Genomic DNA, 20,410 nt, shown 5'->3' with positions numbered 1-20,410 from the left:
TTCAGCTCACCTGTTTCGACTGATCTATGGGGTTGCCGTCTATATCCAGCAAAGGCTTCGGAGGATCCTTCTTCTGCGTTGCTAATGCCGTTGCGACGAATGTCAGCGTGCCGATGACCAGAGCCGGAAGAGCTGCTATATATATCGCGTCCCAAACAGCCCAATCCAGCTCACCGCCTTCGACTTCAAGCGCGTATGGGAGGAAGTAGAATATCAATGGTATCCAGACAGCCAGGTTTGCGACAACTGAAGCTATTGCTGCCGTTCTGTTTGACTTCTTCCAGTACATTCCAAAGATGAACGGTATTCCCTGAACCATCAGTATCAGCTCCCAGCTGAGGTTCATCAGGAAGTAGATGGTTTTAGCCCATAGAGCTATAGCTACCGAAACGAAGGCTATTACAGGGACAAGGATCCTCGAGATGAGCAGTTTGCTCTTCTCGCTCAAGTTAGGCTTGATCATGGGTAGCAGGTTCCAAGCTATCATAGTCGGAGGGATGAGGGAAGAGCTGCTGGCGCTACTCATGAGGGCTGCCAGCAGTCCGATGGTGAATACAGCAAAGACAGATGTTGGCAGGAATTTGAGGGCCATCGTCGGTATCACCTCATCTGGGTTTTCCAAGCCTGGCAGAGAAATTGAAGCCCATATTCCTATCAGTGCCGGTATCAGGCCCAGTGTCCAGTAGCTGAGTCCAGCGGCCAGCGCTGCTCGTTTGGAAGTTTTAGCGTCTTTGGCTGACAGAGCTCTCTGAACCAGATCCTGACAGGAAAGCGAGCCCATGCCCTGCACCAACCAGGAAGATAAATAGTACATCATGCCTAAAATACCAACGAAGCCCAGATATTCAAAGCCTGGACCCGGCAGTATCGAATATCTATCCAGGGGAATGTTTGAAGAAATGGATTCCCAGCCTCCAGCAGCGTTTATAACGAAAGGGACAGCCGCCACAGTTCCAGCTATGAACAAGATCATCTGCGCGAAATCGGTGAGGGTGACTGACCACATGCCCCCAAGCATTGTATACGTTATGGTGACCAGCGCACCTATCAACAATCCCTCTTCCCAAGTTATGCCTGTGTAGACTTTGAAGATATCACCGAAGGTTATTAGCAGAGAAGCAGTCCATCCCATGTAAGCAATGACTTGGACAACCAGCGATAGAACCTCCATGGTTCGACCATATTTGACCCTGAAGAAGTCCGAAACCGTCACATACCTCAGCTTTCTCAGCAGATGAGCGAAGAATATTCCGAAGAGAATTATGCTAAGCCCTGCACCCAAGGGATCCATTATGACCCCCCGGAGGCCGTAAGTGTAGGCCATCGAAGCGCCGCCCATCACAACTCCAGTGCAAAACCATGTTGCGAGAATGGTGCCGTATGTTAGCCAGAAGCCGAGCCTCCTCCCAGCTACAACATAATCGGTTAAACCCTTGACCCTTCTAGAGGCCCAAATGCCTATAAAAAGCATAGCTATTAAGTAAGCCACTGTTGCCCAAAGAGCAACTATGACTTTATCCATGAGAGCACCTCATCACATTTTTGATAAGCTTAAATTTATTTTTTGTGGAAATATAAAAGGGTTAAACTGTTATTGCTTTAATTATATTAAAGATACTATAATCTCTCAAAGCAAAATGCATAACCACTGAGGCAGTTTTGTGGTATGAAAGTGGCAGTAACAACCATTTCAAAAATCCGGAAGACGCTGTATCAGGTCCCTTCGGGAAGAGTCCAACTATAACCATGGTGGGTGTCGATCCGAAGGAAAAAAAAGCTTTCCGTCTCGTTGAGATCTTCGAAAACGAGGCTTCGAGATTCAGCATCGGCTCTGGACCTGTGCTCATATATATTTTAATGAAGAAGAATGTGGAAGCTGTAATATCATCTGAGATCGGTATTGATATGGACGAACTTCTCAGAGCGGCAAAGATCGACTACATTAAAAGCAAGCCTGGCACAAAGGTCAGGGAAGCTGTAGAAGCTCTGATCCAAAGCTTCAAGAGCATTCACTGAAAGCTTCGCATCGGATAGCGCATCTTTCGGCATGGTGGGAGAGAGCCTGAGAGCACGGGAGCTTCAAATGCAAAAATCCTCTCTATGCGATGCTTGTGCGGACGAGAGAGATCTGCTCGATCTAGAGCTCTTTCATGATTTTGCTGCAATATCTTCTGGCATTTGAGTTGGCTTTTGGGAGAGTAGCGGACTTTCGGTTCAGCCTGGGATCCTCTCTGCAGCGACAGAAGCACTTCAGACAGACCAGAGACATAATCCTGACGTTTTTGTCCCCGTGGGAAGGGAAGGCATAAAGTCAATGCATCCGTTTCGCTCATTAGCGACTTTCAGTCTTTTTTTGTTGCTTCCTGTCGCATAAATGTGCGGAAACTCCTTTATAAAGCTTGTTCCTTTTCCTTCGGTATTTTCTAATTGCTTCCTAAAACTGAAAGATGGCTTCTTGTCATCGATTTCCTCAGGCAATTAAGCCCCCCGCTTTCACTTTGACGCGCTCAGAGCCGTTTTCGATCCTAATGTAGCTGTGGTCTTTAAGAGCGGATCTGGGCACTCTCTCCCCTTCACTTAGACCGATTTTTTCAGCCATCCACACTGGGATCCTCAAATAGTTACCGGGTTCACCTTCCACTTCTGCTGTTATATCGAGGTCGCCTCGAGTCTCATACTCATCTTTCCCAAGCGCTATTACATGGTCTAAGAGAGTTCCCTCTAAATGGAACAGCGAGCGGAGCGATGTGTATAATATCCGCGAATAAGGCGATGAGTACGAGTCTATGAGCTCCGCAACGCTGAGCTTCTCTTTTGCATATTTATCGTCCAGCTGCTTTAAATAGCCCCTGATCTGCTCCCAAGCAACCGTTTTATCGCTGTACGCTCTCAGCACTTCTCTCGCATCCTCGAGGTACTCTTCATCTTCCAGCAGAACCCAATGCTCTTCCTTCACATCGACTATAACCAATTCAGCGTTACCTTTCTTGTAGTACCTGTTCACCCTTCCTATTGTCTGCTCGAGGCTCCTGTAAGGAGTTAATTCAATAACAGCCGAGTCGAAGTCCAAGTCCACGCCAGCCTCTATTGCGGGAGTGGAAACGAGGATCACCTTCTCAGCTCTCTTCTTCATGTCTTCCCTCACAGACCTGAATATCCTTGCTTTGTCCTTCGTCGGCATCCTGCCGTGGATTATTCCCACATTTGCAGAGAGCCCTTCTTTTTTAAGGGCTTTGACGATCTCTGTGTAAACACTGTAAGCTGTTTCGGGCACTATGGTCCTCACGAGCACCGTGCCGTGCTTTTTCAGGAGGCTCAATGCGTGCTCCGATATTGCTCCCGATCCTCTTACGAAATCGACTTTTACCATCCCTTTCGGATATTGCTTTTCCATGGGTGGGGCGCTGTACTCATCAACATCCAAGCCATTCCTCCGCGTCAGCATCTTAAGGTGATCTGCAACTGTTTCTGGCATAGTAGCAGAAGCCAGAACAACCGGTGCGTAGAGAGAGAGCGAAACCGCTTCATGCATAACAGTTACAAAGGGGTTAAAAGCGTCGTCCGCATAGCTGTGCATTTCATCGAAGAAGACGAGAGGAGTCCCCATCCTGATCAGCCCGCTGTAGAGAGATGCTTTCCTCTCCACTGCAACTGAGAGCAGCCTGTAGAGGAGCTCATCCATCGTGGTGACATAGACATCGGCTCCAAAGGGCTTCGCTGTCCTCTCCTCTTTGCAGAAGCCGTGAATGCATTCTGTGATCTCCGTATCGCCGCCGTAGTCCAGAGCGAGGCTGTATGGGATCCCATATATCGATGAGAGCCTTTCGAGGAGCTTCGAGAGCCTGTCTTCCATGTCTTCCACAAGTGCTCTGAACGGCTCCACGACGAGCACCTGCTTCCCGCTGTACAGACCCGGCAGCACTACAGCTTCAGTCTTCCCGCTTCCAGTTTCTGCTCTAAGGAGGAAGACTCCCTTCTCCATTGAAAGGATCTTTTTAGATGCTTCCAGCTGCCAAGGATAAGGATCGAAGCCTGTAGCTCCCTTGAAGAACGTTTCGAAGCTACTCATGATCCCGCCTCCTTTTTAGAACTCTGGATGAGATCCTGCTTACGGTAAGCGCTTATGCTCACATTGTAGTCTCGGATCTTTTCTATGGGAGATATACTTCTTTCCTTTATGGCTACCTTATAGACCGTGTATTTTGCTTGGAAGGATGTGCTGCTCCTGACAGCTTCTCTCATCCCATGGAAGTACAGCTTCACATCGACATTTGCCCCATTTACATCAAGCACAATCGAAACCGGAATGTGGGGTTCAACTTTTGTCAGGGAATCGCTGTCGAGGATCCCTTCGCCATCGGTGCTGTATCCCCTGCATAAAGAACCTTCTATGTAGCCGGCAACCGCATCTGCTATATGGAGCAGGATCACGCCCCTCAATATATCGCTTTTCAGCTTGCTCAAGGGGATCCTCACTCCGTGGTTGGAAAGATAGGCTTTCGCCAGAGCCACGGTCTCGAAGAATGTATCAACATCCCTAACATTGATGAAGTGGTGGAGCCTCCCAACAGCTGTAGCTACAGCAACCTTAAATATGGCATCACTATCGAGCCTTCTAGTACCGTGTGTTTCAGCAATATGCTTCTCAGCATCGATGAAAGACAGCTTGTAGGGGTGACCTCTGAAGCCAATAACATTCACACCATCCGCTTCCTCGATCCTCATAGTGCAAGGCTTGTACATGTCGTGGACCTCTGCGGCTATAACTGCGGGATCGTCTTTGTCGAGCCCGAAGACTTCCCTCATGAACTTTGCAGTAAATTCTTGGTGCTGTGTCAACGGAACAGCTGTTGCTATGAAAGCTCCGTTTTCAGCACCAATTATATTCCCTCTAGCGATTTCAATGCTCTCGCTCACTTCCGCTCCCTCACGCTATTGCTTTTGGAGGAGCTCGAGCCATGCTTTATCGACGGCATAAGCCTCTTCATTGTTTCCAAAGAGCATGAAAGCATCAGCATTGTCTATTTGGTTTGGCACAAAGAGATAAGACTCAGCAACACTTCTGTCACGCCTGTGTCCTTTAACGGCTCCGGGATCCATTACATTGGATGCGAACATGAGGCTGAATCTATCAACCTTTCTAGGAGTAGGCAAAAACTTCAGCTTATCCATGTCTGCACGATCAATACGATCTAGGATCCTTTCTGCTTTTACTGCCAGAAGGTTCTTCATTCTGGTCTTCATAATGAACCAGCCGCTTGAAAGCCTCTTGAACAGCTCCTCAGCTTTCATATCGTTCGTTAAGACAAAGCCAATGAACGGCTCGGGGACTAGCGCATGCTCGACCTTTCTCGCTTCATACAAATTGATCCTTCTTTTATTCAGCATGGCTCCATCCATTATTGCGTAGTGCCAAGTCTTTATGGAGAGCACAACATCGTACGGGATCCCGCTCACGCCTTTAGTTAGTGTGTCAATGTATTTTATGATATTCCAGTACTTCTCAATAGTATAGACCTCGGGTTGCTTCCCATTAACAATACTTATCGGGTAAGCACCGAGAGAAACGGCATCGAAGTGGAACTCTATGTATGGGGGCTTGAAACCTTCTACTGCTTCCTCCTTCTTAGCTATGTACCACTCGGTTCTGGATCCTTCGACCTTAGCAAGGAGCCCAGTGCCTATCTCGCAGGGCAAGTAGTCTCCTCTGACATTATGCCTGTTCATCATATATGTAAGCGCCCTAAAGAGGTAGCCTGAGAGCGTCGATGGAGGTATGTGGTAGTGGACATCATCCCAATAGCTACTGTGTGGCGACCGCGGAAGGAAAAAAGGGGAGAGAAAAAGGGCATTGAGCTTAACAAGCTTCAGCTCTGCCAATCCGCATCACTGCTTGCTACTGTTGTTTGGCACGTTTTTGAAGAAGCCTATTCTGGGAATGCTAAGCTGATCGATGTTTCCTAGGTATTCCGTCCCGAACTTGTTTGCAAGTGCTCTGAGGAACGCATACGCAATATTGCCTACCAGCCTAACAGCTTTCCCCTCTTTAACTTTGTTGAGAATGTCTTCAACATTGATTTGTTCTGCATTATTAATAATGCACTCTCTGCACTCGTTCTTGTAGCTCAAGGCTTTTCTCTCGAACTCCTCTAGAGCCTCTGTAACCGAAGTTATCACTGGAGATATTACTACGGGATCTGGCGACAGCCAATTGTAGAGGTCCACGACCACAGCTTTCTGCCTCTCATTAACGCTTTGCTTCTCGCTGTTGTTCTGCTTCTCATTATCACTTTGCTTCAGCCAGAAGCCGTCGAAAATGCTAAGACTTTTAGGTGTTCCAGCTCCAGCGATCTTTAGACCTTCGAGGAATGCGTATGCCAAGGCATGCGGCTCGTAGTTTTCCCAGCCTAGCATGAAGCCATGCCTGATTACTGGTATCAAGACGCCCGGCTCGATGTACTCCTTCTTCCACAGAGTCTGCTCAGACACTTCATTCTTATCTTCCTTCTCGGTTTTAGCATAAGCATCATAGGAAACTCTGTTTCTCTGCCTGATCGAGATGTCGTCTTGAACCGCTACTCCGCCTCCGTACCCTACTCTACCTCTTATATACGAGGCTGGGCTCCTCCACGATCCGCCCCACACGAATGTCAGTATATCTCTAGGATCCGGCACTCCGTTTAGATAGGTGTCGGTTATGTCTATGCTTAGCTTGAAGTGCTTGTAGTACGGCACCAGCACATTATCCTTCGTCCTGACGAGGGAGTAAGCTATTGCTCTGCGCTCGATCCCCCTCTGCTTTGTTGGGCTGTAGTACCCCTTATCGATCATCACAGCTTTTACATCGTTACCTGTCTTCACTTCTGCTCTGAGGCTGACTTTCTCAACAATGTTCAGGTTCTTTTCGCTGTGGCTACCGAAGTAGAGCTCCTGCGGCAGCTCTAGGATAGCATATATGGACATGTTTATGTGTGTGTTCGCTGAAAACACGGCGTTGTTTATCCGATCTACCATTTCAGGTGTGAGCCCGTTTCCTTCTGACTTGGATCCCCTTTTAGGCATGACCTACCACCTCACTCTGTCAGAACATCCTGATTCATTACTATCATTGCTGTATGGGCATCTTCGTACACCTTCATCCCGTACCGCTCCTTCAGCCTCACTTCCGCAGAAGGTATTGAATTCGCTTTAACGTACAGCTTATCCTCCTTTTCTTCATATTCAAAGCCAAACTCGTCGAGTACATTCTTCAACATCTCCTTTTCTTCAGCACTCGAGAACAGTATGGGTATTGAACCTATTGACCCATATCTCTCTGATACATACGCCAGCGCTTTGGTAAGGCTTCCATTCCTCACCTCTTCAGCAAAAGTCTTCAGGAAGTACTCGTCGCTTGTACCTTCCTCAATGTTTTGGGATCCTTCTTTCTGCTTTGTCCTGTCATTTGCAATGTATATGATCCCGCTGGCTATCTTTGCTATTGTTAGAGCTACCCACTCTTCCTTTTTACCTATATATGCTCTTGTGAAAAGGTATTTTGAGGCATGAGACATGCTTTTTCCACCCCTTTTATTTAGTTTTTTCAAGATTTGGAGAAAAAACCTCATTGAACCGAAAAGATCTGGGTTCCGGACATAGGCGATCACTTCGGGAAGAGCCGGATCCAGAGAAGCGTTCCCGACGCACAGCTTGAGGAGGGACAGCTTTTCAATGGCATCTTCGTTCAAACCAGACACCTTTACATGGAGCTTTTCGTCTCCGAAAAGGGCATTATATGTCAGGGCTGGATCAACGAACCCGCTTGCAACGGCCTTAATCGCCTTCTCCGTCTCAGTTTCTCCCATAACTTTGGGCTCTTCGAGTTCTATTTCTACGCCATTTATCTCCCCTTCTACGATTTCTTTGTCTTTTTTGCCATCTTTCTCGCTGATTTCCAGTGTGTAGAACAGAGCTACCAACATGCAGCGCAAACAGATATGAGCTTTATTTGAAAAATCCGTAGTAGTTTCATGCGGAAATCTCATCCTCCCTGCCCCCAGCTTTCCAGTTGCCCTTGAAAGGTACTCGCTTGAGCCGCAGTACATGCATGCCTTTCTGGAAACAGCTTCCGCCCTCTGTTCCATGTTCCTAGCTGTCATTGCCGAGAGTATCTTTTCGTCATCCAGCGCTTTTATCTCTACTGAACCCTTGCCAGTGTAGTCAACGAGAACAATATCATTTTCAGGATCGCGCTGCTGTAGAAAGGAACTGTTTTTCTCTATTGCTTCTTTCAGCACATCAATGATGTTTTTACCATTTTTTTCCTTCTTCTGGCTTTTCTCCTTCTGAACATTAAAATTCCCCAGCACATCTGGATATTTCAGCGCGTGCTTTTTCAGCATAACAGCTGGAGCTAACCCTGTAGGACTGCCTTCTCCGCTTTTTCTATACCACGCAGACAGGACTTCCTCTGTGGTCGCTTTATTCAGCATAGTTCGGAGCTTTGGAATGAAGTACTCGCGGACGAAATCGGAAAATTCGCTCCACACATCTATTTTTTCGGTGTCCTGTATAGGGAGGAGGATGTGCAACGTCCCAGTTGCAGTATCGTACCGCTCCAGCAGAACTCCATGCTTGATCATTAGGTAGTATCCGAACTTGTGGACGAGGTGTCTGTACGCTTTTTCTATTGTTTCGTTCTTCACATTCAGGCGGATGAAATTAGCTGTCTCCTCGATGAATCCCTCTATTCTGTACAGGGGCACTGAATAAGGCAATGTGAGCCAGCTCTTCATTATGTCCATTTTTCCCATCCAGATGGCATTTTTTCCATCTATTTTATTTTAGGAGAGATATCTTTATAAAGTTTTCTATCTAATGTCTAAATTAGACATAAAAATGGAGAATGGTGCCCTATCATGGGAAAAGTGATCAGTTGCGTAATAGGCTTCGATGAAAAGTTAGCTTTTCGGTCTCTCCTCAGAGTTGGGTTCGGACCGAGCGATGTCATTGCGCTCATTTATTCAAAGACCGGTAGCGATTACGATGTAAAAAAGGTTGAGAGTGCCGTTAAAAACATCAAAGACCTGCTGAGCTCTGCCGGAGCAGAATTCTTCGATGTTGTAACATCGGGTATGGATTTCGTTGGAGATGTGTCTATTATTGTAAGGAGCCTGAAAAAGGCCGCTGGGAATGAGGTGGTAGGCATCGTTTCTGGGGGGATGAGGATAACCGCATTCGAAACTCTGCTGGCCCTCCAGATCTATAAGAACTTCATCAACCAAAAGAGCAATGTGAAAATCCATATCGAGAGAGAGGACGGCCTCTACAGCATAAGCCTTCCTTTAGAGGTAATGAATCTCATGCCCCCTCCGTCCAGGGAGCTGGAATCGATAAAGCTGCTGAGCGATGGAGAGAAGCTCGATGAAGCTGTCCGCTCATTGTCTAGTGCGATGGGGGTTTCCAGATACACAGCATACAAGCTGCTGTACCGGCTGAGGAAGAGGGGGCTGATCACCATTCAGGGCAAAACACTGCAGCTCACAATAAGCGGGAAGCTCATAAAGGAGGCTCTGAGAAGTGATTGAAGGCTACCTTTTCGAGGCGGAAGTGTTTTTGAGATCTGACTGGAACGCCCCTCTGTTCACTGGAAAGCTGGTCAAGTCAATGATCATCGATGCACTCCCCGAATTGAAGGTGCTCTTCAACAAATCCTCGGGAGTTCAGCCAAAGCTCATCCATGTTTCTCCGCTCTTCCATTTCAATGGAAACGGAATCAGGTGCATCTACAGTGGGACTTCGGGGTACCTAGATAAGAGAAAACCTGCACCGAAGGTAACGATCAATGGAAAGTATAGGTTCTATGTTGGCTTCGTAGAGGGCGGATCTGTGGGGTTCGATGCTGTATACAATGCCCTTATGGGGATATCCGGAAGGCACCAATTCTCAAACCACACATTCGAAGCTGAACTCCTTTCACTCAGGACAGTGGATGTAGAAAGGGAGGCTTCGCGTGCTCTAGAGAGCATGCGAATTAGCAACGGAGGAAAGGTTCGCTTGGTCTTCAGCTCCCCCACCATGCTCAGAGATCCGTTCAGGACAGATAATCACAAAAGCCTCATGCCTTCCCCTCTGAACATATTTTCCACGCCGATCTACATATACCTATACCTTTCGGGAAAGCTGACCCAGAAGAGGCTGTATAAATTAGCGATCATTGCCCACAGAGTGATCAACGAGGCTCACACTGTCCATGATACAGTGAAGAAGGTCTGGGTTCACTATGATCTCCGAAAAAACCCTGTTCCGGCCCTCATTGGGTATGCCAACCTCTACCTCAATACTTCTTATTATGAAAAATACATGCTGCGGTATGATTTGCCAGAGCTTCTGAAAGAACTCTTCAAGCTCTCGATGATTCTTGGGATCGGGACTTCGAGAGCAGCAGGGTTCGGGCATGTTGCCTTTCAGCGGGTGGGAAAGACTTGAAGCATGCGGAGAGAAATACAAAGGAAAAAAAGTCGGCAGCTGATGGAGTTTTGCCATTTTCCGGAGATCCAAGCAAGACTTATAAAGGAGTTTCCGCACATTTATGCGACAGGAAGCAATTAGAAAAGACTGAAAGATTTCGGATACTGTCCTCGATACGCCGTTCAGCTCCCAAGCTATCTTTTCCGCTAATGAAGCAATTAGAAAAGACTGAAAGGTGCTTTTGTACGGCACTCCATACGAGCAGGTCATGTCCTCGATCCTCCCCCGAAGCAATTAGAAAAGACTGAAAGATGAGGAAGAAAGCGTCGAGCACTGCGAAGCAGTTAGGCTACAAGCTCCAGAGAAGCAATTAGAAAAGACTGAAAGATTTGAAGGTGAAGATAAGACCTCACGCTGTGAGGCACAGCTATGCGATGTTCGTCCGAAGCAATTAGAAAAGACTGAAAGTCTGGGATCCCCGTGACATAGACTGTTGCGATGGGGGATCCATTCGTAGCATTGAAGCAATTAAAAAAGACTGAAAGGAAGTGAGAGCTATTCCTATGACCCTTCCTACGCTCGAGTTTACGCTTACACCGAAGCAATTAAAAAAGACTGAAAGAATTTGAGTGGAGAAATCTGAGGAAGGGCAACCGCGGCCAGTATCGAATGGTTGAGAAGCAATTAGAAAAGACTGAAAGTCGGAGTTCACCATCAGAGTTAGGGCAAGAGGATGAGATCTTTCACTTTGAAGCAATCAGAAAAGACTGAAAGTCACCGTTTACTGTTTTCCAGCTGTTGCGCTGAGGTGTCTGGAGGAGCGTTAGCTTGCGCTTCCCTCATCCCGGCTTCCAAGTATTCCGGCAGCGAATTCCACGCGGCTATCTCCAGAAAAGATGCGATAACCGAGACGAACTTCAAAACAGTTACTATGCCGAGGAAAGCACCTATTAAGTAAGTCACCCCAGCGGCGTTGAACAGTCCCTCTCTTGCGTGCTTGCTGATAAGCTTGAAGGACCCCCTCAGGCTGTTGGCAGCAAAGAACCCGATGATGTAGACAACAGCAACGAGGAGGAGGACCGAAGGGGTAAGGCCCGACTCTGAGGTGAAAGTCGCGTTCAGCGAAAACCTGCCGGAGGCCGCCGATATACCTGCAATTGCTAACAGCATCCCCACGATCCAGAGCACCAAAGATCTGACGAAAAGCCTCCTGATCTGCGCATCTTCAACCAGCTCTGAGAACCTGGAAACAGCTACGTACCTGACTCCGACGCCTGAGAATGAGAGAATTACGGCAACTGCAGCAGCCGCTTCTGCGTTAAAGAGAGAAGCAACCCCGCCGAGGAAGAGGAGGATCGATCCAACGATTCCGAAGCCCTTAACCTCGTCCATCGGCAGCTTCTTTGATTCGGGAGGTGCTTGAGAGCCCTGCGGAAGCACAGGAGGAGCTTTTTCCAAGAGTAGCACCCGCTCACATCAAGTTTAGCGAACCTAATATTAAAATGTTTCAGGATGATTATCATCATCATTATTCTGAGCGAGCAACAAACAACTGAGAAATTTGCCATGCTTAGAACGGATCTCAAGCTCCTCGCTTCTCCTTTCTTTAGCCCCCCTACAAGAGATCTCATCCTTTCCGCAGAATTCATTATAAAGCAATATTGCGGCTTAAGCTGAGCGTGTCCAGCCAATATGTTTCGAAGCAGTCAGAAGATAATGAAAGAGCTCTTCTGGGCTCCTCCACGTCCTGAAAAGTGAGGCTTTCGTCGTAAAGCCCTGACGTGCCTTATTGTGCTATTAATGAATTAAGCGCGGTGGTTGCCATTGAAGCGCATGCTCCAATACCATCTCAAGAGGCATTCCCTATCGCCAACTGAGGAGAGTTACGTTAGGCCACGAGCGCCTCTCCAGGAGCCTCCTTTACAACAGCGCCTGCGAGTTTACCACAGCTTTTCTTCAAGCCTCAGGAAGCCTTTTATCTATCAGCGCAACAGACTTTACTGCCTCGCACTCGGTGCTCCAGCATGCCCACATGCTCTTGCTAGGATTGCTGCATCGCTGCCAAACGCTTCATCAAAACCTAAGTTTGCAGGGCGAGTGGCTTTATAGAAAGGCTCTTCATCTCATTTTTTGGAAGCATTGATGAGCTCAAGCCGACATTTCCATGCCCCTGCTTGTAATTCTCCGCTTGCTGGATAATAGCGTGCCAGCCTCTCTTAAACCACAAACATAATATATATACGTATAACATATATCGCAGGTTCCGTTAACTACAAACTTAAGTATGGAGGTTGGAAAGCATGGTGTCCAGTCTCAAGAACAGGACTGCGCTGGTGACCGGTGCAGCGATGGGTATAGGCAGAGAAATAGCTCTGCGGCTAGCCAACGAGGGCGCAGGCCTCATCCTGTTTGACTTATCCGAGAAGGTTCACGGCGTTGCAGATGAAGCCAAGAAGCTGGGCGTCGAAGCTCTTGGCGTAACTGGAGATGTATCCAGGAAGGCGGATGTTGAGAGGATGGTATCGGAGGCCGTGAGGGCTTTCGGAAAGATAGACATAGTGGTCAACAACGCGGGGATTTACCCTTCGAAACCATTTCTGGAGATGAGCGAGGAAGATTGGGATAGAGTAATCAATGTGAACCTGAAAGGCACGTTCCTGGTAACAAAACAGGTGGCGCCGCTGATGGTTAAGCAGAGATACGGCAGGATAATCAATATATCATCGGTGGGCGGGCTCGTGGGATTCCCAGCACTATCTCACTACTGTGCCAGCAAGGCAGGGGTTATAGGGTTTACCAGAGCAGTCGCATTAGAGCTAGCGCCCTACGGCATAACGGTAAATGCAATAGCCCCAGGACCCATTGAGACGCCGGAAGCTAAAGGCTCTGCCCAACAGGCAGCCGAGCAAATATTGAGAGCTATACCAGTAGGCAGATTGGGAAAGCCGGCAGACGTAGCATCAACAGTAGTCTTCCTGGCCTCGGAGGAGGCAGGCTTCATAACAGGAACTGTTATAGTTGTTGATGGCGGCTACACCGTCCATTAATCACAGAAAGCTTTTTTCCCATCCTCATATGAGCTTTCAGAATAATCCCGCGTTTTTTTTAAAAACAAGCATCAAAATAAATAATGCTGAAGGTGAGAAGGGAACTCGCCAAGCTGCTCCGGATAAATGCTTCTTCAAACGGGTATGTGAGGAGAGAAATGTCACCCCTCTACTTCAAGATTCATATGGCTAGCGAGCGGAATGGCGGAAGGAGATGCGCAGATGCTGTCTCGCAATCGGACTTCAATGTTATTGCTGAGATGCCCAAGAGAACTCATCAAGCCCTCTATTAGCTCGCTGGGCTCCATGAGCAGAGCACCCGTCCTCTCAAAAATCTTCGACAGCTCGAACACTCTGCTACTTCACCAACCCCAAGCTATCGATGCGTTTATAAGACATGGAGAGGCAGCTGCTTCTGAAACTTGCTGCTTGCCTCGGAGTTCCAACAAAATATCCTCTGATATATCGCGTAGTTCTTCAGCACCTGAGCGTTTCATCGATTCTCGAGCAGAGACTTCATAAGCCTAGCGTTCTCCAGCATCCAGTGGTCATTGTTGAAGAACACGTAAACCTTTGCTGGATCCAGGCTGTGGATCTTCTCTGCAACTTCACGCAGCTCGCCCTCGCTGTATTCATGCGCGTACCACGCCGTCCTTCCGTGCATCCTCAAGTATATTATTCCTCTGCTCTCAACTATCCACTCAGCTGTGGGCGCATCAATGGAGACTACTGTCAGCCCCGTCCTCCTTCCCCACTCAGAAGTCCCCTCATTGAAGCATGAGTCGTGCCTGAACTCCACTGCCATCCTCTGCCCCAGCCCCGATTTTTGGTGGAACAACTTTATCCTCTCGAGGTTGCTCTCTGTGCAGGTGAAGCTGGGGGGCATCTGGAAGAGGTAGAACTCCACTGCATCATCCAGCGGCTCGAAGAGACTGCGGAACTTCCCCCACGTCTCGATAGCATTTCCGCTGAGCCTCCTCAAATGCGTTATCGATCTGTGCACCTTAACGCTCCACCTCAGTCCGCTACCTTTCCTCGCCCACGAAGCAACCTGGTTCCTGAAAGGGAACCTGTAGAAGCTGGCATTCAGCTCTACAGCGTTAAGCCCGCTCTCTTCAATGTACCAGTCGAGGTTGCTTCCCTCATTCCAATCATAGAGCCACCCGCTTGTGCCCACATACACCTCCAACGGCTCCACCATGATATGATTACAACTGAAAGCCTCGCCTCTTTAGGGCGGGGATGAAAGCTTATATGCTTTTGCATCTATCTATGTCATTATTTTCATCAGTGATGATAATGTATGTGTGCGGGAGGCAAAATTCAAGCAAATCAATTAAAGCACATATAACCCATACAACGCTATCCGCACGAAGTTATGAGGCCTTCTGAGGCCGATGATTGATGAGCTCCATAACCCCGAGTCCCCTAGTGGGGATAGGGGTAATGGGCCGGAGACCCGGCCCGGGGGTGAATGAAGCAGATGTACCCCCAAACCAGTGAACCGCCCAAAGGGAACCCTCGCCCTTTAAGGCGGGGAGGAGGTCGGATCATATATTCTTCCACCGTTTAAGCTGACTGTCTCCTCGGCCAGCTCATTTATGTCACATATATGTATCCTCCTATAGGACTTCAAAACCCTTATCTTCACCACACCATGCTTCTCCAGCCTCCTCTTAACCTCCTCGATGAATGCCTTTGTCAAGCCATTTTTACCAGTTGCATATCTACTTTGCCGGCTATTCTAGCCTTTACTTCCTCCTTGAAGTCTTTATCATATACCTCCTCACCCATCCGCATTTCAGACACCTGTAGACTACTCTCGAGCCCCTTCCCTCACTCCTGATTCTAACGCTAAGGGTTAAACCGGGTATTAACGGTGTATGACGCCTCCTACAGTAACCCCTCCTAATATACCTTGGAGGTCTAATCCCTGCTTTCCCAGCCATCCTGAGCATTAAATCTATATACCTCCTCGCGAGCTCTAAATCCCCTCTCCTAGCCATCTCAACGGCAAGCCTGTAGAGTATAAGTATCCTCTCCCTAGCTATCTCACGAATGTACCTCTCACTAACCAAGGGCTCCAACCATTCGCGTAGCCAGCGACGTGATTTTATCTCCCCTGCAGCGATATAAAGGTTGACGGGTGATCGCCCTGGCGAAGCTCAAGATAGTGCTACTCGAGGCAGCACTAGAGACGGTTCCTCTGGGCATTGCCTCGCACCCAGCTGTCGCGAGGAATGCTACGAAGAGAGGTAAGCCCCCTACAGAGGTCTTGCTCGATGTAAGCATACACTACCCCGCTATGAAGAGGTTGCCTTTGAAGCATAAGAGGGAAGGCCTGACATAGTCCACATAAGCCTCCTCGAGTCCTTGGAGAGACCCTTGAATAAGGCTGGAATGCTCGAGGTATACGTGTACACTATACAGGGACACGCTATAATCATAGATCCCTCGACGAGGCTACCCAGGAACTACAATAGGTTTACAGGCCTCTTCGAGCAGTTATTCAAGGAGGGCCGCACCCCCCCCCGGCTCAGGAAAACTCCTCATACTGGTTAAGACTATGCCTCTCAAGTCACTCGTGAAGACCATGAATGCAAACGGGATAACCCTGCTGAGGGAGACATGTGAGCATCGATGGGTAGATGAGGTAGTGGGGGAGGCCCTAAGGGAGAACCTGGCGATAGGGATTGGTAGCTTCCCCCATGGGGACTTCGAGGAGGATACATTAAGGCATGCATCCGAATGCTACTCTATATACAGGGAGCCCCTGGCTACATGGATTGTTACATCAAGGATCATAGGTAGTGCTGAAAGGATACTAGGGATAATGGAGTGAGCCAGGGCTCCACTAGTATTACACTCCTAAGCGTATATGTTACTACTTGATAAGCTAGTTATCTGGTAGTGGGTTATATCAGGGCCATCAATTATCCTCAAATATGCCATCAATTATCCTTAAAATATTGATCAAGCTTAATACTTAAAGTGAGGTCATGCGTGATGCAGACTAGTGAAGTACGCTTAATGAGGGATCCTTTCGACGAGTATATTAGGTGGAGTACTCTAGACGTTAATGAGAACGCGAACAAGTATATTGGCCCAAGTAGCTTTTTCAGCTATCTCCTCGAGGACTACATGAAAAGAGATATACTCAACCTACTACCCTCTCGCATCCTAAGAGCACATAGGGATGGATTAATCTACGTGCATAAGCTACCCCACAGCATATACATACCATACTGCACCGGTCACAGTATTGCCAGGCTCCTCGAGAAGGGTTTAAAGACCCCCACAGTTATATCTAGGCCGGCAAGGCACCTCGACACCTTCGTGGACCACGTGGCTAACTACCTTATAACCCTCCAGCACTACTTCACTGGGGCACAGGCCTTCTCAAGCGTTGAATGGTACGCTGGTCCATTCATAAAAGCGGATAGGGCAGACTACAATAAGGTGAAGCAGAACATACAGAGGCTTCTCTACAACCTGAACTACCCAACCAGGATAGGTCTTCAGACCCCCTTCACCAACTTCACCATTATAATGGATGCAGCGAAAAAAGCCCTTGAAGGGGACTACGCCGTGTACGACGGAAAAAAGACTGAGCCACTCGGAGCATACGAGAAGGAGGCTAAGACATTCCTCCTAGCATTATTCGAGAACTACATGGCTGGAGATAGCGTCGGGCAGCCATTCACATTCCCGATACCGACCCTCATGACCACAGCGAAGATGATCTGGGAGGACCCGGAGATACACGAGGCCGTATTCAAGACAGCGGCTAAGAGAGGTAGCTTCTACTGGCTCAACACGAGGCTAGTAGAACCAGACGCTTCCTACGCATTATGCTGTAGAATATCCATAGACATGAGGGAACTCGAGTACGCCCACAGGAGCAGCAAGTTCAGACTGGGTAGCCTCAAGAAGGATGTTGAAGCTGTCAGGGAAGAGTACTGGAGCAAGATCGAGAGGCAGAGGTTCGGCGGGCTGTGGGCCATGCCGGACATAACCGGTAGCGTCAACGTGGCCGACGTGAACTTACCGCGTCTAGCCTTTGAGGCACGCGGTGAGGACGATAGGTTCTGGGAGCTGTACGACGACGCGCTATCCCTGGTTAGAGAGGCAATTGACTGGCAGAGAAACAGGTACATCAAGCTACTGAGAGAGCACCCCAGCTTCTACTACATGATAATCAAGTACATGCCTGAGTTCCCGACTTCTCACTTCAACACTATCGGGCTGGTGGGTTTACCCGAGGCGGCTGCCATACTAATGCAGGAGCCAAAGCTCTGGCTGGACGGTAACAGGAGTGATTGGCTAAGGGCAGCCGAGTTAATGAGGAAGATGGTTGAATACGCTACCAATACTGCGAGAAAGTGGATGATGGAGAGTGGTACACCGTGGAACGTCGAGGAAGTGCCAGCGGAGTCTGCCTCGCCGAGGATGGCTGAGATAGATTTGAAGAGGTACCCGGAGCTAGCCGAGTACCTGCCCGATCCCAGCGACCCAGTCTACTCTACGAGTATAGCGCCATACTATGCTACGGAAATGGAGCTACCTGATAGAATAGAGGTTGAATCCAGGGTGCAGAAGTACTTCACGGGTGGAGTAATGATGCACATATTCCTGGCAGAGGAGCCGGAGCCAGAGGCTCTTGCCAAGCTGGCTAAGAGGATAATGGATACAGACATAGTATACTGGAGCTTCACACCAGCCCTAACATACTGCCCCAAGTGCAACAGGACGTACACCGGGCTATACAAGGCTTGCCCGGTATGCGGGAACGAGAACGTGGAGATATGGAGCAGGATAATAGGGTACTACAGGCCACTGAAGAACTGGAACCCTCAGAGGAGGAAGGAGTTCTTGACCCGGAAACACTATGCATTCTAACACTTTTCTCTCTCTTCATCCCTGACGCCACGAGCCTCCCACTCTGTTCTCTAGGTCTAGTAGAAATCGTTCAAGGGAATGCATGAGCAGATATGGTGTTATCCATGAATCCCGGTAGTATAGTCCTTTACGGGACTAGCTGGAAGAATATCAGTCTGATCGACGTCCACAACTCCGTCACTTTCACCCTCTGGCTCTGCGGGTGCAACCTAAGGTGCCCGTTCTGCCACAACTGGATGCTGGCCGTGAACAGTCACGACGTGTGCAAGCCCCTAGATGTCAAGAAACTTCTTGGCGATGTAGAGTCCTCAAGGCTCTTCATAGACTACTTCCACATAACCGGTGGCGAACCCCTAGTTCAGTTCAGGCAACTGGTCGAGCTACTCCGGGCGGTGAAGGATAGGGGTGTTCCAGTAAGCCTGAACACCAACTTAACGCTACACGGCCCCCTCAAATACACCATCGAAAAAGGAGTGGTGGACCACGTTGCTACCGACCTGAAAGTCCCGTTCGCCGAGCTAACGGGCCTCGGCAACTACTCTACGGGACTCTGGGGGATGTACGTTAAGTCCCTGAAGCTCGTGACCGAGAAGTCTATACCGCTGGAGCTCAGGGTGCCAGTGGCCAGGGAGCTGACCCTGCGGGAGATACGGAGCGTCCTTAAAGAGCTGGAGCCCATCCTCTCGAGGCACATCGATAAAACCACGGTCATAGTGAACCCTCTGCTCTCGAGACCGGTTGTAAACCCGCGTGACTTAGAGTGGTGTGGCAAGTACTGTTTCCCGCCCATCGACGAGGTTAAGCAGGTGGCGTCAGTCTTCTCCGAGCTAGGTTTCAAAACTGTAGTGAAAGAGATGCCGTCGTGACAGAGAAGTATATGCCAATGGTCAGGCTGGTTTCCTACCTACACAACTCCAATAGGATAATAGCTGTGGCGTCCAAGGCGACGCTGACCAGCAAGGACTACGAGGGAATAGACTCGAAAATGGATGATGGGGAGGTGTCGAGGTGGCTCGTGGAGCTAGTCAGACGTAGCCACGGTAGTCCTCTAGAACACAGCTTATACGTGTTTGAAGTAGTATGCAGTAGAGTCTGCAGCCACCAACTGGTTAGGCATAGGCATGCAAGCTTCACGCAGCTAAGTCAAAGATATAGTGATAGCTACCTGAGGATGCTTGTGAAACATGCTGCCGAGTACCTGGGTGAACCAACTTCAACCCTAAGTCTAAGTCTAGGAGCGATTATGAATATTACACTTCAATTCTAGCCAAGTACCTTGAATCTAGGCCAAGCTACAACAGCCTCCTAGAAGCAGTCTCCGAAGCCTACATCATCCCCCTAGCCACACTCAGGGGCAGGGATCAAGGCTTCCTCGAGTTCCTAGTCGAGGACACCATGGACTACTATAAAGCCCTAGCCAGGGGATACACACCTGAAGACACACGCTTCCTCATACCACAGGCAGTTAAGACAAGGCTAGTGGTATCGATGAATGCACGTGAACTCGTAGAGGTATTTCTCCCGTTAAGGATGTGCACTAGGGCGCAGTGGGAAATAAGGTATGTAGCCTGGAGCATGTGGAAGATATTGAACGAAATACAGCCAGAGCTATTCAGCTACACGGGCCTCCGCTGTGTTCACATTGAAAACCGGGTACGTAGCAATCCACGCAGCCTCCAAGAATACCTTGAAGGTAGATGCAGCTTCACAGTAAGCAGGTGCCCGGAGCTCGTTGACAACACTAATATCCCGGCCAATGAAAAGCCTGTGGAGTTCTGCTACAGCATCGGCATAGGCTGCTGCGTCGCGGTTAAGCTACGATAGCCTTTTTCATCCTGTCTTTTTCCCATTTGAAGCAGTTAGAAAAGACTGAAAGTATCCTCCTTATAGCTGGGATGTCTACCTTTATGATGGAAGCGGCAACTTTAGAAGCAATTAAAAAGACTGAAAGTCATCAGGACGATACTGTTCAGGTGTTCTGGATCCAATGTTGCGACTATCGTAAATTCGTGGGA

General features: G+C 48.6%; 21 protein-coding genes, 1 pseudogene and 1 CRISPR repeat array. Of the genes and pseudogenes, 11 read left to right on the top strand and 11 right to left on the bottom strand.

The window, feature by feature from the left end:
- Window position 1 precedes the first annotated feature (1 nt).
- Window positions 2-1,522 (bottom strand): high affinity choline transporter 1, encoded by a 1,521-nt coding sequence (locus ACLGLO_RS01800; protein ID WP_492128699.1) that lies wholly within the window; start codon window positions 1,520-1,522, stop codon window positions 2-4.
- A gap of 137 nt (window positions 1,523-1,659) precedes the next feature.
- On the opposite strand from ACLGLO_RS01800, the gene ACLGLO_RS01795 reads away from it, so the two are divergent.
- Complete coding sequence (locus ACLGLO_RS01795) at window positions 1,660-2,016, top strand: NifB/NifX family molybdenum-iron cluster-binding protein (RefSeq protein ID WP_492128698.1); 357 nt, start codon at window positions 1,660-1,662, stop codon at window positions 2,014-2,016.
- A 234-nt stretch (window positions 2,017-2,250) separates the two neighbouring features.
- On the opposite strand, the gene ACLGLO_RS01790 is transcribed toward ACLGLO_RS01795, so the two are convergent.
- The 6 genes from ACLGLO_RS01790 to ACLGLO_RS01765 are packed head-to-tail and all read right to left on the bottom strand — an operon-like array spanning window position 2,251 to window position 8,792.
- Window positions 2,251-2,478, bottom strand: a complete 228-nt coding sequence (locus tag ACLGLO_RS01790; protein WP_492128697.1) for a hypothetical protein — start codon at window positions 2,476-2,478, stop codon at window positions 2,251-2,253.
- Window positions 2,471-4,069, bottom strand: a complete 1,599-nt coding sequence (cas3, locus tag ACLGLO_RS01785; protein WP_492128696.1) for a CRISPR-associated helicase Cas3' — start codon at window positions 4,067-4,069, stop codon at window positions 2,471-2,473. Before cas3 ends, ACLGLO_RS01790 begins: the two co-directional genes overlap by 8 nt.
- Entirely contained in the window at window positions 4,066-4,917 is an 852-nt protein-coding gene (locus ACLGLO_RS01780; protein WP_492128695.1) for a hypothetical protein, read from the bottom strand. Before ACLGLO_RS01780 ends, cas3 begins: the two co-directional genes overlap by 4 nt.
- A gap of 15 nt (window positions 4,918-4,932) precedes the next feature.
- Window positions 4,933-5,880, bottom strand: a complete 948-nt coding sequence (locus tag ACLGLO_RS01775; RefSeq protein ID WP_492128694.1) for a hypothetical protein — start codon at window positions 5,878-5,880, stop codon at window positions 4,933-4,935.
- A 6-nt stretch (window positions 5,881-5,886) separates the two neighbouring features.
- Window positions 5,887-7,062, bottom strand: a complete 1,176-nt coding sequence (locus ACLGLO_RS01770; RefSeq protein ID WP_492128693.1) for a hypothetical protein — start codon at window positions 7,060-7,062, stop codon at window positions 5,887-5,889.
- Between the two features lie 11 nt (window positions 7,063-7,073).
- A complete protein-coding gene (locus tag ACLGLO_RS01765) occupies window positions 7,074-8,792 on the bottom strand; it encodes a hypothetical protein (protein WP_492128692.1) in 1,719 nt (572 codons plus the stop codon).
- 105 nt (window positions 8,793-8,897) lie between these two features.
- Between ACLGLO_RS01765 and csa3 the strand changes: the two genes are divergently transcribed.
- Together csa3 and cas6 are read left to right on the top strand one after the other, a co-directional pair.
- Window positions 8,898-9,566 carry a CRISPR-associated CARF protein Csa3 gene (gene csa3 / locus ACLGLO_RS01760; RefSeq protein WP_492128691.1) on the top strand — a complete coding sequence of 223 codons (669 nt, stop codon included), beginning with the start codon at window positions 8,898-8,900 and terminating at the stop codon, window positions 9,564-9,566.
- The gene (cas6, locus tag ACLGLO_RS01755; RefSeq protein WP_492128690.1) at window positions 9,559-10,467 is read left to right on the top strand and encodes a CRISPR system precrRNA processing endoribonuclease RAMP protein Cas6; all 909 of its coding nucleotides are present in this window, start codon (window positions 9,559-9,561) and stop codon (window positions 10,465-10,467) included. The genes csa3 and cas6 overlap by 8 nt, the downstream gene beginning before the upstream one ends.
- A 112-nt stretch (window positions 10,468-10,579) precedes the next feature.
- A CRISPR array of direct repeats spans window positions 10,580-11,223; the repeat unit is 24 nt; unit sequence GAAGCAATTAGAAAAGACTGAAAG.
- On the opposite strand, the gene ACLGLO_RS01750 is transcribed toward cas6, so the two are convergent.
- Window positions 11,224-11,907: a DUF996 domain-containing protein gene (locus ACLGLO_RS01750; RefSeq protein WP_492128689.1), complete on the bottom strand. Its 684-nt coding sequence runs from the start codon at window positions 11,905-11,907 to the stop codon at window positions 11,224-11,226.
- Window positions 11,908-12,749: 842 nt separating this feature from the next.
- Here ACLGLO_RS01750 and ACLGLO_RS01745 point away from each other — a divergent pair.
- Together ACLGLO_RS01745 and ACLGLO_RS01740 are read left to right on the top strand one after the other, a co-directional pair.
- On the top strand, window positions 12,750-13,496 hold the full coding sequence (locus ACLGLO_RS01745; RefSeq protein ID WP_492128688.1) for an SDR family NAD(P)-dependent oxidoreductase: 747 nt from the start codon (window positions 12,750-12,752) through the stop codon (window positions 13,494-13,496).
- A 92-nt stretch (window positions 13,497-13,588) separates the two neighbouring features.
- The gene (locus ACLGLO_RS01740) at window positions 13,589-13,789 is read left to right on the top strand and encodes a hypothetical protein (protein WP_492128687.1); all 201 of its coding nucleotides are present in this window, start codon (window positions 13,589-13,591) and stop codon (window positions 13,787-13,789) included.
- Window positions 13,790-13,989: 200 nt separating this feature from the next.
- Here ACLGLO_RS01740 and ACLGLO_RS01735 read toward each other — a convergent pair whose 3' ends face one another.
- From ACLGLO_RS01735 to ACLGLO_RS01725, 3 genes are all read right to left on the bottom strand, one after another.
- Window positions 13,990-14,685 carry a DUF72 domain-containing protein gene (locus ACLGLO_RS01735; protein ID WP_492129109.1) on the bottom strand — a complete coding sequence of 232 codons (696 nt, stop codon included), beginning with the start codon at window positions 14,683-14,685 and terminating at the stop codon, window positions 13,990-13,992.
- 339 nt (window positions 14,686-15,024) lie between these two features.
- Window positions 15,025-15,201 carry a hypothetical protein gene (locus ACLGLO_RS01730; protein WP_492128686.1) on the bottom strand — a complete coding sequence of 59 codons (177 nt, stop codon included), beginning with the start codon at window positions 15,199-15,201 and terminating at the stop codon, window positions 15,025-15,027.
- Between the two features lie 46 nt (window positions 15,202-15,247).
- A complete protein-coding gene (locus ACLGLO_RS01725) occupies window positions 15,248-15,574 on the bottom strand; it encodes a ribonuclease P protein component 4 (RefSeq protein ID WP_492128685.1) in 327 nt (108 codons plus the stop codon).
- Between the two features lie 68 nt (window positions 15,575-15,642).
- Between ACLGLO_RS01725 and ACLGLO_RS01720 the strand changes: the two genes are divergently transcribed.
- The 6 genes and pseudogenes from ACLGLO_RS01720 (at window position 15,643) to ACLGLO_RS01695 (ending at window position 20,219) form a co-directional block, all read left to right on the top strand.
- Window positions 15,643-15,846, top strand: a complete 204-nt coding sequence (locus ACLGLO_RS01720; protein WP_492128684.1) for a hypothetical protein — start codon at window positions 15,643-15,645, stop codon at window positions 15,844-15,846.
- A gap of 23 nt (window positions 15,847-15,869) precedes the next feature.
- Window positions 15,870-16,338 (top strand): annotated as a pseudogene (locus ACLGLO_RS01715) (hypothetical protein).
- 188 nt (window positions 16,339-16,526) lie between these two features.
- Entirely contained in the window at window positions 16,527-18,395 is a 1,869-nt protein-coding gene (locus ACLGLO_RS01710; RefSeq protein WP_492128683.1) for an anaerobic ribonucleoside triphosphate reductase, read from the top strand.
- 104 nt (window positions 18,396-18,499) lie between these two features.
- Window positions 18,500-19,261, top strand: coding sequence for an anaerobic ribonucleoside-triphosphate reductase activating protein (locus ACLGLO_RS01705; RefSeq protein ID WP_492128682.1), 762 nt, complete (start codon window positions 18,500-18,502; stop codon window positions 19,259-19,261).
- Complete coding sequence (locus ACLGLO_RS01700; RefSeq protein ID WP_492128681.1) at window positions 19,258-19,662, top strand: FAD-dependent thymidylate synthase; 405 nt, start codon at window positions 19,258-19,260, stop codon at window positions 19,660-19,662. The genes ACLGLO_RS01705 and ACLGLO_RS01700 overlap by 4 nt, the downstream gene beginning before the upstream one ends.
- A complete protein-coding gene (locus ACLGLO_RS01695) occupies window positions 19,656-20,219 on the top strand; it encodes an FAD-dependent thymidylate synthase (protein WP_492129108.1) in 564 nt (187 codons plus the stop codon). The genes ACLGLO_RS01700 and ACLGLO_RS01695 overlap by 7 nt, the downstream gene beginning before the upstream one ends.
- The last annotated feature ends 191 nt before the right edge of the window (window positions 20,220-20,410 follow it).

This window comes from Fervidicoccus sp. SLHALR4 (assembly GCF_058692745.1).
The sequence above is the reverse complement of the archived record's forward strand: the minus strand, read 5'-3'. Positions and strand labels throughout refer to the sequence as shown.

Coding starts and splice junctions, on each gene's coding strand:
- ACLGLO_RS01800 (WP_492128699.1), bottom strand. CDS start 1,522: ATGGATAAAGTCATAGTTGCTCTTTGGGCAACAGTGGCTTACTTAATA.
- cas3 (WP_492128696.1), bottom strand. CDS start 4,069: ATGAGTAGCTTCGAAACGTTCTTCAAGGGAGCTACAGGCTTCGATCCT.
- ACLGLO_RS01770 (WP_492128693.1), bottom strand. CDS start 7,062: ATGCCTAAAAGGGGATCCAAGTCAGAAGGAAACGGGCTCACACCTGAA.
- ACLGLO_RS01765 (WP_492128692.1), bottom strand. CDS start 8,792: ATGGGAAAAATGGACATAATGAAGAGCTGGCTCACATTGCCTTATTCA.
- csa3 (WP_492128691.1), top strand. CDS start 8,898: ATGGGAAAAGTGATCAGTTGCGTAATAGGCTTCGATGAAAAGTTAGCT.
- ACLGLO_RS01745 (WP_492128688.1), top strand. CDS start 12,750: ATGGTGTCCAGTCTCAAGAACAGGACTGCGCTGGTGACCGGTGCAGCG.
- ACLGLO_RS01710 (WP_492128683.1), top strand. CDS start 16,527: ATGAGGGATCCTTTCGACGAGTATATTAGGTGGAGTACTCTAGACGTT.
- ACLGLO_RS01705 (WP_492128682.1), top strand. CDS start 18,500: ATGAATCCCGGTAGTATAGTCCTTTACGGGACTAGCTGGAAGAATATC.